The organism is Synechococcus sp. A15-62 (assembly GCF_014280075.1).
GTDB lineage: Bacteria > Cyanobacteriota > Cyanobacteriia > PCC-6307 > Cyanobiaceae > Parasynechococcus.
This window is the reverse complement of sequence record NZ_CP047950.1, coordinates 818,588-830,983: the sequence shown is the minus strand read 5'-3', so window position 1 is coordinate 830,983 and position 12,396 is coordinate 818,588. Positions and strand designations below refer to the sequence as shown.

The window sequence follows — 12,396 nt, the reverse complement described above, 5'->3', positions numbered from 1 at the left end:
GGCAGTACCAACTCTGGGATTTGCCGCAAATAGAGCAGCACCTATGGCCGTAAAAACAACACCTTTGAGCACTTCGCCCACAATCCCCTTCACACTTCAACGATGTGGTCGATGTACTTCTCAGGAGTTATTCCTTCTGGCATGAGCTCATACCCATTTCGAACCAAAGACTCCACAGTTTTATCGAGATGATCGTGCTCGACCTCTATCAACTCAAATTTTTCGTCACCCAGGTCAGTCTTCGAATAGGTGTAAATCCGCGCCAAGGTGAGCATCTCTTACATGGCGAAGATCTGGACCTGTCATAAGCACACCTCCCCCCAAGCGCTAGGGGGATTGGCGTTCAAGACACAAGAAAGGGGGAGAGCTTGGGGTCAAATCCCCCTAGCTTTCCCCCTAACTCATCTCACTGGATTGGTGAGATCCCAATGGAGCCAAGGAGACTCGAACTCCTGACCCCCTGCATGCCATGCAGGTGCTCTACCAGCTGAGCTATGGCCCCATGTCGACGTGGAGGCTTCAGAGCCGCCGTTGTCGTTTCACAGCTTACACCGCGAGATCCTCAGACCTGCCGCCACACGGCAACCAAGCGACCCTGCACCTCCACCTGTTCGGCGGGGAGCTCAATCGGTTGATAGGCGGGGTTGGCAGCTTCGAGAACCACCGTCGCCCCCTGGCGATGGAAATGCTTGAGCGTGGTGCCACTGCCGGCCACCAGAGCACTCACCACCGTGCCGTTGCGCAGCCGCTGGGGATCCTGCACCGGCTCCATCAACACCACATCACCATCGGCGATGTGGGAGTCGACCATCGAGTCACCGTTCACCGTCAAGGCAAACAGGCCACGGGTCTCCAGCACCGGCGCCAGGTCGAGATGCTCCTGAACATCATCAAAAGCCGTCACTAGGCCACCGGCGGCAACGGCGCCCAGCACAGGGATCCCCGCAGCGCCGACCATGTCGCCTAGAAGCTGCAAGGTGCGCGCCTGGCCTTCCTGCCAGGTGATCCATCCCTTCTGCTGAAGATGGCGCAACCGGCTCTGGATCGGCGCAGGAGAGCGCAATCCCATCGCCTGCATCATCTGGCGAATGGAAGGGCTGTGGCGATGGGTGCCGATGTAGTCCGCTAGCCAGTCGTACAGCTCTTGCTGAGCAGTGGTGAGGGGCTCCTGGGGGGCACGGGTCACCGCAAGAAAAGGTTCGGGCAATACATTTGTACCGTTCCTTGCCGTGTGCCGCAAGCGCAGGCTCAGTTCAAATCACTTTCCACACCGCAGCATCGGGAATGCTCGGCGCCAGGTTCAGGTCTTTGGGCTCCTTGAACACCACACGCCATTCCGGAACCCGGCAGGTGACGTAACCGGGATGCTCAATCAACAGCCCCGGCTCCTCAGTTGTGCTGGCCACCCAGCCCGACATCCAATGCCCCTGCTCAGAGAGTCCACCTTTGAACCAGACCCAGCAGCGTTCCTTGCGCATCGCGATGCTCTTCAGCGGTTTTTGTAGGACTCAAGCTGTTGCGGACAGGCCGCCATGAGATATCCCATCAACTGCCCCGTGATGCGGGACTTTTCCTGATCATTCGGTGCGGTGGGTACATCCTCGTAACGCATCGAGGTGTCGTCCTCAAACATGGTTTTGAGCTCTGGATCCGGCAACGCATAGAAGGCATCCACACCCATCTCACAGATTTTCTCTGCCGTCCATCGGGCAATGGTGCTCTGCTGATGTTTATCGGTGGCCTGATCCGCTGACGCTGCCACCGCATGGGCGGTGACGATCAAAGGCACAAACCAGCGGTGGATCACGGTCACAGACCACCCATCAACGCAGCCAACAGAGCCTGCTGGGCATGCAGGCGGTTTTCCGCCTGATCAAAGATGCGGCTCGCCCTGCCCTCCATCACCTCAGCGCTGATCTCCTCACCACGGTGGGCCGGCAGGCAGTGCAGAACGATCGCATCGGCTGCCGCCTGCTCCATCAGGGTTTCATTCACACAGAACCCAGCAAAGGCCTGCTCCCGCTGCGCTTGTTCGGCCTCCTGGCCCATGGAGGCCCAGACATCGGTGTAAATGGCCTGGGCACCCGCCACCGCCTCACGGGGATCGGTTACCACCTCAATCGAGGCACCATGCTGCGCCAGGGATTGGGCCTGTTCAAGCACGCCCGGCAACGGCTCGAAGCCCTCAGGGCAACCGATCCGAACATTCACCCCCAGCAACGCGCCGCAAAGCATCAGGGAATGGGCAACATTGTTGCCATCGCCCACATAGGCCAAGGTCTGGCCAGGAAGCGCGCCATGGGCTTCCCGCATGGTGAGGAAGTCCGCCAGGGCCTGGCAGGGATGCTCCAGATCGGTGAGGGCATTGATCACCGGCACCGAGGCCCAGTGGGCATAGTCCACCAGTTCCTGCTGAGCGAAGGTGCGAATCGCCAGCACGTCGCAGTAACGGCTGAGAACCCGGGCCGTGTCCTCCAGCGGCTCACCGCGGCCGAGCTGGGTGACGGAAGGGTTGAGGTCCACCGTCTGGCCGCCGAGGCGAGCCATGGCCACCTGAAAACTCACACGGGTTCGGGTGGAGGCCTTGCTGAAGATCAGACCCAGCACGCGATTGCCGAGATCGATTCGACGATCGCCGCTCTTCAGTTGTGCAGCCAGGTCCAGCAACGCTGCTGTTTCGCCAGCGGAGCAATCCGCTGAGGAAAGGAAGTCACGTCCACACAGCGGAGAGAGGACTGCAGCAACGCCCGCAGAAGCGGTAGCCATCGCGACGGTTCAAAGGACTGTTATCGGGGATGAGGCCCGCTGCCGTCAAGCGGTCACACCCGACGGCAGCACACTCGCCTCAAGCATCTGCTTGAGGTCATCCCCCTCGATCACTTCTTTTTCAAGGATCTTCTGGGCGATCGTCTCGAGCAGCGCCATGTTCTCGCGCAGGATCGAGAGGGCGTCGTCGTGGGCCTGATCCACCAGCCCGCGGACTTCCTTATCAATGGCCTGGGCCGTGGCATCACTCACCGAGCGGCGTGGGTTGTTGCCCCCACCAAGGAAACGGCCACCGCCCTGCTTGTCGTAGGCCAGGGGCCCCAGGGTGTCGCTCATGCCGTAGGTGCCAACCATCTGCTCAGCCAGATCGGTGGCCCGCTGCAGGTCGTTGGCAGCACCCGTGGTGATTTTGCCGAAGACGATCTCCTCAGCCGAGCGACCCCCCAGAAGCGTGGCGATCTGGCCCTGGAGTTCCTCCTTGGAGTTGAGGAAACGTTCTTCGGTAGGCAGCTGCAGGGTGTAGCCCAGGGCGCTCATGCCGCGGGGCACGATCGAGATCTTGGCCACCTTGCTGCCGCCAGGCATGAGATGGCCCACGATCGCGTGGCCCACCTCGTGATAAGCCACCACCTTCTTCTCATCGTCCTGAAGAACGCGGCTCTTCTTCTCCAGACCGGCCACAACACGCTCGATCGCTTCACCGAGGTCCTGCTGCTCAACGCTGGTGCGCTGGGCACGGGCTGCGAGCAGGGCAGCTTCATTCACCAGGTTGGCGAGATCAGCTCCAGCGAAGCCGCTAGTGGCCTGAGCCACGCTGTCGAGGTCTACGCCTGCAGCAAGCTTCACCTTCTTGGCGTAGATCTCGAGGATGGTCTTGCGGCCGGAGAGGTCCGGACGGTCCACCAGCACTTGCCGGTCGAAGCGGCCTGGACGCAGCAAGGCAGCATCCAGCACCTCGGGCTGGTTGGTCGCTGCCAGAACGATCACCGGCTTGTCCTGGGCGGTGAAACCATCCATCTCGGTGAGCAGCTGGTTGAGGGTCTGCTCCCGTTCGTCGTTGCCGCCGACAACGCCCATGGACCCTGAACGGCTCTTGCCGATGGCGTCGAGTTCGTCGATAAAAATGATGCAGGGCGCTTTTTTCTTGGCTTCCTCGAACAGGTCGCGGACCCGTGCAGCACCGGCACCAACGAAGAGTTCAACGAACTCCGAGCCGGAAATAATGAAGAAGGGCACTTCGGCTTCACCAGCCACGGCCTTGGAAAGAAGGGTCTTACCAGTGCCGGGAGGTCCGACCAATAGCACACCCTTGGGGATGCGAGCACCGATCTCGGCGTACCGCTCAGGGCGCTTGAGAAAGTCAACGATCTCAGTAAGTTCCTGCTTCGCTTCATCCACACCCGCCACGTCGGCGAAAGTGATCCGCGACTCCTCATCGGGTACGTACACCTTGGCCTTGCTCTTTGTGAAGCTCAACGCCCCCTGTGCACCACCGCCCATCGAGCGACGAGCGAAGAACTGCAGCACCAGGATGAAGATCAGGGGCGGCACCACCCAACTAAGGATGGTGGTGAAAATATTCGGCTTCTTCGGAGGGGCTGCCGCGAATTCAACGCCCTTGGTCTCGAGGCGTTGGGGCAGATCCATATCGAAGATCGGCGTGGTGGCCAGCACCGGAGGCGTGCCCTCCTCGGGATCACTCAGCTCGTAGCGGATCTGGTCCTGCGTGATGAAGGCCCGCTTCACCGCACCGTCATTCACCTGATCAATGAACAGGGAGTAGGGCACCCGCGGCACCTGCTGCATGCCATTGCTGGGGAGAAAGCTGCTGGCCAGCAGCAGCACCCCGAAACCAATCAGCACCAGGTTGATGATCCCGAAGCGACGGTTCGGCTGGTTGTCGTCCTGGCGGATCGGCATGGATGGCCTGAGAGTTCCGACACGCTACGAGGGATCTCTGGCAATCAACGGGTGTAAGAACCGAACGGCGCCTAGCTTCTGCCCATGTGTGGTCGCTATTGCCTCGACACGCCTCGCGCGGAATTGCAGCAGCTGCTGCGCAGCTGGTTGCGGCCAGACGACAGCGCCTGGCTGGAGCATTACGCCCCCCGCGAGCTGATCCGCCCCCACGAACCGGTGCTGGCGGTGCGGCGTGAGCACGGTGAAGACCGTCTCTCCCACATGCTCTGGGGCCTCCTGCCAGGCTGGGTCAAGGATCCATTGCAGGCGCCGCGACCTATCAATGCCCGCGCAGAAACCATTGCAGAGAAAGCCTCCTTTCGCGGGCCATGGCGCCATCACCGCTGCCTTCTGCCCAGCACAGGCTTTTTTGAAAAGGGGCACCTGATCCAGCGCAAAGACCGGCAGATGTTCTGGCTGGCTGGTGTCTGGGACCGCTGGATCGGCCCCGATGGCAGTGAAGTGGAGACCTGCTGCGTGATCACGACGCAGCCCAACAGCCTGGTGGCGCCGTTGCACGATCGAATGCCGGTGATCATTCCTGAGGGGTTGGAGAGCGTCTGGCTTGAACCGGGTGATGGGGCCCACCGACGCGCCCTCGAGCCGATGCTCACGCCATCACCAGCAGAACCATGGGACTGCAGAGCACTCAAGCCAGCTGCCCTTACAAACAAGCACCAGCAACTCTCCTTGCTGGATTGAACAAGGCTTGACAGCCGTCTATGCCTGCCGACCCTGGGTGCAGCAGCAGTGGCCAAGGTGCTGGTGGGTCTGGTTCAGCGGCTCCTGCAGCGTGATGACACGCAGCTGAAGCTGCTGTTGCTCTTCACCCTGATTGCCACCGTGGGCTTCGCCTTTCCTCGCTTGGACTGGGTGACCTACATCGGCTACACCCTTGTTGCCTTACTGCTGACGCAGGTGATGGTGGGGAGCAGCAAGGCACCGGATTGGAGTGATGCGCTGTACCGCGGCCTGGGGCTGATGGCCGTGGTGACCATGTGGCTCTGGCTGCTCACCCCCCTGGAGCTGATCTACAGCGGCATGCCGCTGGCCCTGAGCTGGAGTGTGCTGGTGGGCTGGAGCGTGATCCGCCTGGTGACACGCTTCGCCAACACCAGACGGGTCACCGAGGCGCTGCTGATGGGTGCCACGGCCGGGTACCTGCACATCGGACTCGCTGCCGGCCTGGTGATGAGTGCTCTGGAAACCATTCAGCCAGGCAGCTTTCAACCCCTGGAAATGGCCAACGTTGGCGATACAAGCGTTCTGGCCAACGCCCGCATCTTTTCAGCGCTGAACTACTACGCCTTCGTTTGCCTCACCACCGTTGGCTTCGGAGACATCAGTCCAATGCTCCCCCTGTCACGGATGGTGAGTGTGGCCACCAGCGTCGCCGGACCGCTCTACCTCGCTGCCGTGATGGGGGTGCTGATCGGCCGCTTCGCCAGCAGCCTCGATCGGCAAAGCCGGGAGCGCTGAGCTAGCTGCCGCAGCGCCAACGCAACAACCAGTCGTTGCCCATGGGCTCGCTCTGATGCCACTGCCCCTGCAGCACCTGATCCATGGCGTTGAAGTTCAGATCCCCTAAGGGGGTTCGGGCCGCCATGCCCCCGATCAGCTTCGGAGCCACCACTGCCGCAATCTCCTGCACGCAGCCCTGCCTGATCGCCGCGGCCGCCAGCTCAGGCCCGCACTCCCAAAGCACCTGGTTGCACCCCCGTTGCGCCAGGGCCTCCATCAGCTGCTCCGGTTCACAGGCCGAAAGCCCAAGGCCCTCTGGACCGGATGGCAAGCGCTGGGGGTCAGCCTCGGGCCCGTGGGCCACGAGGGTCGGCGCAACCGCGGTGTCCCAGAGCTGGGCCTGATCCGGCAGATCCAAGCTGCGGCTCAGCACAACCCGCAGCGGTTCCGGTGAACGCCGGCCCCTGCTGGTGAGCAGCGGATCATCGCCGCGCACCGTGCCGCCCCCAACCACTACGGCATCCATGCCGCTGCGCAGCCGATGCACCCAATCGCGGGCGGTTGGGCCGCTGATCCATTGGCTGGCGCCGTTGGGCAAAGCGGTGCGGCCATCCAGGCTCATGGCCCACTTCAGGATTCCGAAGGGGCGGCCGGTGCGAACACGGTGCAGAAAGGCCCGGTTCTGCTGGCGGGCCTCCTCGCGCAGCACACCACTGATCACCTCCAGCCCCGCCTGCCTCAGCTGACGGATGCCGCCCCCATCCACCCGGGGATCGGGATCCTCCAGGGCGATCACAACGCGGCCAATGCCTGCCCGCAGCACCGCCTCACTGCAGGGGGGCGTGCGGCCGTGGTGGCAGCAGGGTTCAAGGGTGACCACAAGGGTTCCGCCCCGGGCCGCATCCCCGGCCTGCCGCAACGCACCCACCTCGGCATGGGCGTCTCCAGTCCGCGCATGAAAGCCTTCGCCCACAAGGCGGCCTTCGCGATCAAGAACCACGGCCCCCACAAGGGGGTTGGGGCTGGTGTGGCCTTCAGCAAGGGCGGCCAGGGCCAGGGCCCGCCGCATCCAGAGCTCCCACATCAGCTGAGGGGCAGCTCCTGCAGGGACCGCCATTCACCGACGACGTAGGGAGGGATCGGCAACTCGGTGAAGACACCCGGCAACGCCAAACGCAGCGGGCGGTTGTTGCTGAGGTCGTCCAGCAGAGGATCGAGGGCAAATTCAGCCGCTGCGTCGCGCCCATCGGTGGCCAGCACCGGATTGGCCAGGGTGATGTCGTCCAGCTGCCATTCGCGCCGACCCGCCAACACCTGGAGGCTCACCGGATGATCGAGCCGCAGTTTTCCGGGATAACCCACCACGCGCAGCACCACCGGCTGGCCCGGAGGGCCTTCGCGGTAGGCCACCGCCTGCCAGCTGTCGTAATCGAGGTCCCGCAGGCTCTCCAGCGAACGCACCATGGCGACGCCGTCCTCGTTCTCATGCTGATGAACCTGGGCCCAGGCCGTACCCGGCGTGAGCAGCAGCAGCCCCAGAGCGGCCAACAAACAACAGAGCAAACGGCGCATGGGGAAGAGGTGAGTGAATAAATTCTCACAACAAACCTGCATAGAAGGCGATTCACTCCAACAATCAGCCCATGGAGGTTGCATTCCACTCTGCTCCGTGCCTCAGCAACAGCCTGCAGGCGGTTGGCTTCGAGATGGATGTCACCCAATTGAGCCGGGGCCGACTCGAAGGGACCTTCCGGCTGGGTGGTTCAGGAAAGCTGCCGGTTTTATCCATCCAAACCAATGCTGAAACAGATCCGGCTCAGCCAGGTGCATCACGCTCTCAGCTCCCCGGAGGTGCAGCGGATCATTGGCGGCAGCACCGTGCATGAAATCGCCTGCCATTACAGCTTCCAGAGTCGCAATCACTTCGCCAGGGATTACCGCAACCAGTTCGGTGAATCCCCCAGCGCCACGCTTCAACGGGCATTCGCTCCGGGAATGAGCATCCAATCGGTCTCCGTGGCCCAGAGCCCCCAGATGGCCATGGCCCTGAGGTAGTGACAGGCCCGGAAGGTGTTCACCGCAGTGATCGCCTCAGGGGTGCGGAACTGCAGACCACCGGAATACACCTGCTCAACAACCGCTGAGCAGATCGCTTGCGCCGTCTGCTTGTCTCCCATCAGGCGGTAGTAGCTGGCAATCCCGAAGTTGATCCCCGTCCACACCTCGAGGGGGTGGGTGCCATTGGGATCCAAAGGCGTGCCATCGCGGCGCAAGCCGTTAGCCACACCGAGGGATCCACCATCGAAAGCCTCGAAGCAGGCCTCCTTAACTGCTTTCAAGGTGCTGCGGCTGTTGTTGTCACTCACCACCGGGGGCAGGCCCAAGAGCCGTGCGTAGAAATCGCCGCAGAGCTGATCGGCCATCACCACCGGCGTGCCGCTCTCGGCATCAATGTCGTAGTACTCGCCGTTCCAGAGCAGCTTGTCGAAATTGCCCCGGGATTGCTCCAGCCAACCGCTGAATTCCCTTTGTTCAGCGGAGGTGTCCAGCCCTGTGATGAGCTGAAGCGTCTGGGCAATCGCCAGGGCAGCCTCAAGCGCAGCGATCCAAAGAGCACCGCAGTAGGCGCTCACCCCTTTGAGGGGCCAGTCGTCGAAGGTCTGATCCGGAGCACCGCCGTTATCGGGCAGGCCGTCGTTGTTCACATCGAACGTCTTCAGGTAGCGCAGTGCCTCCACGGCCGCCGGCCAGCAATCAGCGAGGAAGCGGATGTCTTCACCACTGGGGGCGAGCTTGAAGCTGCGCCAAACCTGCAGCACAAAATCGCTGCCGAGGTCTTTCCAGAGGTTGCAGTCCTGATAAGCGGTGTAGTTGGTCGCATCCCAGGGGATCTCGTTGGGAGCCCCCAGGTCGTGAGGGGTGGCTCCTTTCACCTTGCGATCAGCTTCCACCCGGCCCTTCCCCTGGGTGAAGTACCAGCCGATCGGTCGCTGGGTGGCATCTGCGGCCGGAATCGCGCGGGCAAAGCTGCGCAGCACGGCCTTGTCGAGTTCCGGCCAGAGCTGCAGCAGGGCTAGGGACCCGTAGAGCCGAACGTCGAGACTTTCGTACCAGGCGTAGTCGAGGCACTCGAGAACGCCGAAACGGCCGTAGGGATTCTCAGGTGACGCCGCACTCCAGAGACTGCCGCCACTACAGAGGTCGTAAAGCTCGTTGAACAGAGCCATTCGCAGAGGTTCCGGCAGGTCCTGGCGTTGCAGCACCGGCTGCTGCCAGGCCTCGATCTGCTGGCGCCAACTGCGCCAGTCACATAGTGCTTCAGCGGCAATGGCAACCGCCTGGTTGGCATCCGCAGCGAAGAAGTCGGTGTAGCGGCGCAGCGCCTGGCTACCGGTAGCAAAGGCCGTCACAGGCAGGTCCCAGCTGATCACCAGCGGGATCTCAATGCTCTGCCCAGGGGGCAGCTGACACTGCACCGCAAGCGCAGCACTGAGGGGATCATCGGATCCACTGCGTCGGTCATTGTTGCTTTCAGGGATGGATCCATCAGCACTGAAGCTCTCCCACAGCTCACGCCCATCACCGCTGGGATTCCAGCGACTGCAACGCTGGATCGTGACACCGGGCTGCTCGGCTGTGGCAATGCACCACTGGCCCTCGCCCTCGGCAACGGGATTGGAGACGTTGCCCTCGAGCACCACTCCCTTGAGGGAGCCATCGTCAATGCAACGGTTGCGCTGGCCGGCGGTGCTGCCGATGGCCGGGGCGTAGTTGTGCTCGGGGCTGCCGTCATCGCGGAAGTGAACCTCCGCGGAGGCATCGGTGTTGGTGAACCAGCCGGTGGTGTTGCGCCAACTCAGCAGCAACGACAAATCCAGAGGCTGATCGGTGGGATTGCGCAGCGTCCAGACGAACACCGCCACCGGGTAGCTGGTGCGCTGGTAATCACCCGGCAGGATCGGGCTGAAGGCCTCACAACGCACCTCTGCGTCGTACACACCCTCGTAGCTGGTCCAACTGAGGGGGTAACGGGCGGAATAGGTGCCGGTGATGCGATCCGGCGTGCTGGCCGGGTACCACTCCCAGGCTTTCAGCGGCTGGCCAGCCTCCGGCCGCGAAGCATCCTGATCCGGCTGAACCGCCAAAGCGTGGGCGCGCTTGCCGCGACCATTCCCTTCAAACAGAGCGAACTGGCAGTCGGGCAACACCCCAAACCAGTGCTCGCCGCCATCGAGATGCCAGAGGTTGATGTTGCCGTCGGGTGCCCGCCCAAAACAACCGGCTCCAAAGCCCCCCAGTGGCATGCCGTGGTTGGGGCCGTCGTCGAGGTTGCTGGCATAGCGAACCGTGTAGGGCTTGTCCCAGCCCAGGCCGAAGGGTCGGCTCCAGGAAGCCTCCGGTGGATGCCAGCGCTTGGCTTGCTTGCCGCGACCCAGCAGGGAGTTCAGAGCGGACCAACCGAACGAAGCCATGCAGGGGCCGAGAGTCGCCCCAGATTGCCAGGTTTGACGCGATCAGCCAGCCGTTGCGATCAGCCTGCAGACATCAGCATCAGCCTGCAGACAGTCGTGAGGGATTGTCTTCGGCATCCAGCAGGGCATCCAAGGTGACCGCCGTGCGAACCAAGGCTTGATAGCGATGCAGGCTGCGGCGGTTCTGATCCAGCCAACGGCCGGGGGCCGTCCCCTCCAAGTCGGGCTGATCGGGATCGAGCAAGGGCAGATCGTCCTGCTGAGCAATCAAGGCAATCACAAGCTCATGCAAGCGTTGGCGGCGATCATGGGCTGGGGTCATGCCTCCTCCATCAGGTCGTTCAGGCGCTGTTCCGCCGCCAAGGGCAGCGTCACCGCATCAGCGGTGTAACTGCGGGCCTGGGCAATCCGAGCATGCAGCAGGGCTTGCACCAGCGGTCATTGCCCCGCAAACCCTGACACCAGAATGACGTGATGATCGATGTTATCGGCACCGACGCCGGGGCGCCCGCCTCGTTGCCCGCTCCACAGCAGACGCTGCTGCGGGCGGCCGCCGTGATTGCCGCACCGCAGCGGTTGCAAGCTGCTCTGCAGGACTGGCTAGGGGACGCCAAACCTGAGCTGATCAGCAGCGATGAACCGCGGGCTCTGGTGGACAGCCTGCAATCAAAAGCTGCTGATCAAGCTGTGGTGGTACTGGCCAGCGGCGATCCGCTGTGGTTCGGCCTAGGGCGCATTCTTTGCGACCGCATCGGGGCAGAGCAGCTTCGGTTTCATCCGGCCCCCACATCGCTGCAGCTGGCCTTCGCCCGCATCGGGCGCCCCTGGCAGGACGCCGAGTGGGTGAGCCTGCACGGACGGGATCCCAAAATCCTGGCCAGCACCCTGCAGAAGCGACCGGCGGCCCTGGCGGTGCTGACGGACCCGAACCAGGGGGGCGCCGGCACCGTGAAACAGATGTTGCGCAGCAGCGGCTTGGAGGCCAGCACAGACCTGTGGCTCTGCGAAAACCTCGGGCACCCCGATGAACGGGTGCAGCTGATCGCCCCACACGCCTCGTTACCAACAGATCTGCATCCACTGCTTATTGCACTGCTGATCGCCCGCGAACCCGCGGCACCGGATCCGCATCAGCTGCCGTTATTCGGGCTCGATGACGGGCTCTACCTGCAGCACAGCGATCACCCCGGGCTGATGACCAAGCGGGAGGTGCGCATCCAACTTCTGGCCGAACTCGCCCTGCCGCAGCAGGGCGTGCTCTGGGATCTGGGGGCCGGCACCGGCAGCGTCGGTCTGGAAGCGCTGCGCCTGCGGCCTGGCCTGCAACTGCTCGCGGTGGAACGCCGCGCCGGTGGCGCGCAACTGATCCAGCGCAATGCGCAACGGCTCGGTGTCAGCCCCGAAGCAGTACTGGAGGCCGACGCCACCACGGTGCTGAACGGGGGGCTCCCCGATGGCCTCAATCAGCCCGATCGGGTTCTGCTCGGAGGCGGTGGCGCCCAACGGGAGCGCCTGCTGCAGAACGTGCTGACGCGGCTGCGGCCTGATGGCGTTGTGGTGATTCCCCTGGCGAGCATCGAGGCCTTGGCCAGCGTTCGGCCTCTGCTCGAGAACGCTGGGTTGGCCGTGCGCGTGCAGCAACTGCAGGCCTGGAGGGGACAACCACTGGGGGATGGCACCCGCCTGGCTCCGATGAACCCCACGTTGATCGTGACGGGAACAAAGCCGGCTTAAGCAG

Annotated in this window: 14 protein-coding genes and 1 tRNA gene; 4 read left to right on the top strand and 11 right to left on the bottom strand. The window is 63.1% G+C overall.

Annotated features, from left to right (window positions below):
• Positions 1-89: 89 nt before the first annotated feature.
• The 7 genes from SynA1562_RS04565 to ftsH all read right to left on the bottom strand — a co-directional run bounded on the left by SynA1562_RS04565 (position 90) and on the right by ftsH (position 4,686).
• The gene (locus SynA1562_RS04565; protein WP_186494921.1) at positions 90-275 is read right to left on the bottom strand and encodes a hypothetical protein; all 186 of its coding nucleotides are present in this window, start codon (positions 273-275) and stop codon (positions 90-92) included.
• A gap of 154 nt (positions 276-429) precedes the next feature.
• Positions 430-502 (bottom strand) — tRNA-Ala (locus tag SynA1562_RS04560).
• A gap of 60 nt (positions 503-562) precedes the next feature.
• On the bottom strand, positions 563-1,186 hold the full coding sequence (gene lexA, locus SynA1562_RS04555) for a transcriptional repressor LexA (RefSeq protein WP_186494920.1): 624 nt from the start codon (positions 1,184-1,186) through the stop codon (positions 563-565).
• 67 nt (positions 1,187-1,253) lie between these two features.
• Complete coding sequence (locus tag SynA1562_RS04550) at positions 1,254-1,478, bottom strand: hypothetical protein (protein WP_186494919.1); 225 nt, start codon at positions 1,476-1,478, stop codon at positions 1,254-1,256.
• Between the two features lie 11 nt (positions 1,479-1,489).
• Entirely contained in the window at positions 1,490-1,813 is a 324-nt protein-coding gene (locus SynA1562_RS04545) for a hypothetical protein (RefSeq protein ID WP_186494918.1), read from the bottom strand.
• Complete coding sequence (gene argF, locus SynA1562_RS04540) at positions 1,810-2,766, bottom strand: ornithine carbamoyltransferase (RefSeq protein WP_186494917.1); 957 nt, start codon at positions 2,764-2,766, stop codon at positions 1,810-1,812. The genes SynA1562_RS04545 and argF overlap by 4 nt, the downstream gene beginning before the upstream one ends.
• A 45-nt stretch (positions 2,767-2,811) precedes the next feature.
• Positions 2,812-4,686: an ATP-dependent zinc metalloprotease FtsH gene (gene ftsH / locus SynA1562_RS04535; protein WP_186494916.1), complete on the bottom strand. Its 1,875-nt coding sequence runs from the start codon at positions 4,684-4,686 to the stop codon at positions 2,812-2,814.
• Positions 4,687-4,770: 84 nt separating this feature from the next.
• Here ftsH and SynA1562_RS04530 point away from each other — a divergent pair, with 84 nt between their 5' ends.
• On the top strand, positions 4,771-5,427 hold the full coding sequence (locus tag SynA1562_RS04530; RefSeq protein WP_186494915.1) for an SOS response-associated peptidase: 657 nt from the start codon (positions 4,771-4,773) through the stop codon (positions 5,425-5,427).
• Positions 5,428-5,475: 48 nt separating this feature from the next.
• The gene (locus SynA1562_RS04525; protein ID WP_186494914.1) at positions 5,476-6,204 is read left to right on the top strand and encodes a potassium channel family protein; all 729 of its coding nucleotides are present in this window, start codon (positions 5,476-5,478) and stop codon (positions 6,202-6,204) included.
• Position 6,205: 1 nt separating this feature from the next.
• On the opposite strand, the gene ribD is transcribed toward SynA1562_RS04525, so the two are convergent.
• Positions 6,206-7,270, bottom strand: coding sequence for a bifunctional diaminohydroxyphosphoribosylaminopyrimidine deaminase/5-amino-6-(5-phosphoribosylamino)uracil reductase RibD (gene ribD / locus SynA1562_RS04520; protein WP_186495312.1), 1,065 nt, complete (start codon positions 7,268-7,270; stop codon positions 6,206-6,208).
• On the bottom strand, positions 7,270-7,758 hold the full coding sequence (locus tag SynA1562_RS04515) for a DUF3122 domain-containing protein (RefSeq protein ID WP_186494913.1): 489 nt from the start codon (positions 7,756-7,758) through the stop codon (positions 7,270-7,272). The genes ribD and SynA1562_RS04515 overlap by 1 nt, the downstream gene beginning before the upstream one ends.
• Before the next feature lie 225 nt (positions 7,759-7,983).
• Between SynA1562_RS04515 and SynA1562_RS04510 the strand changes: the two genes are divergently transcribed.
• Positions 7,984-8,241 (top strand): AraC family transcriptional regulator, encoded by a 258-nt coding sequence (locus SynA1562_RS04510; protein WP_186494912.1) that lies wholly within the window; start codon positions 7,984-7,986, stop codon positions 8,239-8,241.
• Here SynA1562_RS04510 and SynA1562_RS04505 read toward each other — a convergent pair.
• Positions 8,160-10,658, bottom strand: a complete 2,499-nt coding sequence (locus tag SynA1562_RS04505; protein WP_186494911.1) for a GH116 family glycosyl hydrolase — start codon at positions 10,656-10,658, stop codon at positions 8,160-8,162. The genes SynA1562_RS04510 and SynA1562_RS04505 overlap by 82 nt on opposite strands.
• Before the next feature lie 79 nt (positions 10,659-10,737).
• Positions 10,738-10,980 (bottom strand): hypothetical protein, encoded by a 243-nt coding sequence (locus SynA1562_RS04500; RefSeq protein WP_186494910.1) that lies wholly within the window; start codon positions 10,978-10,980, stop codon positions 10,738-10,740.
• A 152-nt stretch (positions 10,981-11,132) separates the two neighbouring features.
• Here SynA1562_RS04500 and cbiE point away from each other — a divergent pair, with 152 nt between their 5' ends.
• Positions 11,133-12,392 (top strand): precorrin-6y C5,15-methyltransferase (decarboxylating) subunit CbiE, encoded by a 1,260-nt coding sequence (gene cbiE, locus SynA1562_RS04495; RefSeq protein WP_186494909.1) that lies wholly within the window; start codon positions 11,133-11,135, stop codon positions 12,390-12,392.
• Positions 12,393-12,396 lie beyond the last annotated feature (4 nt).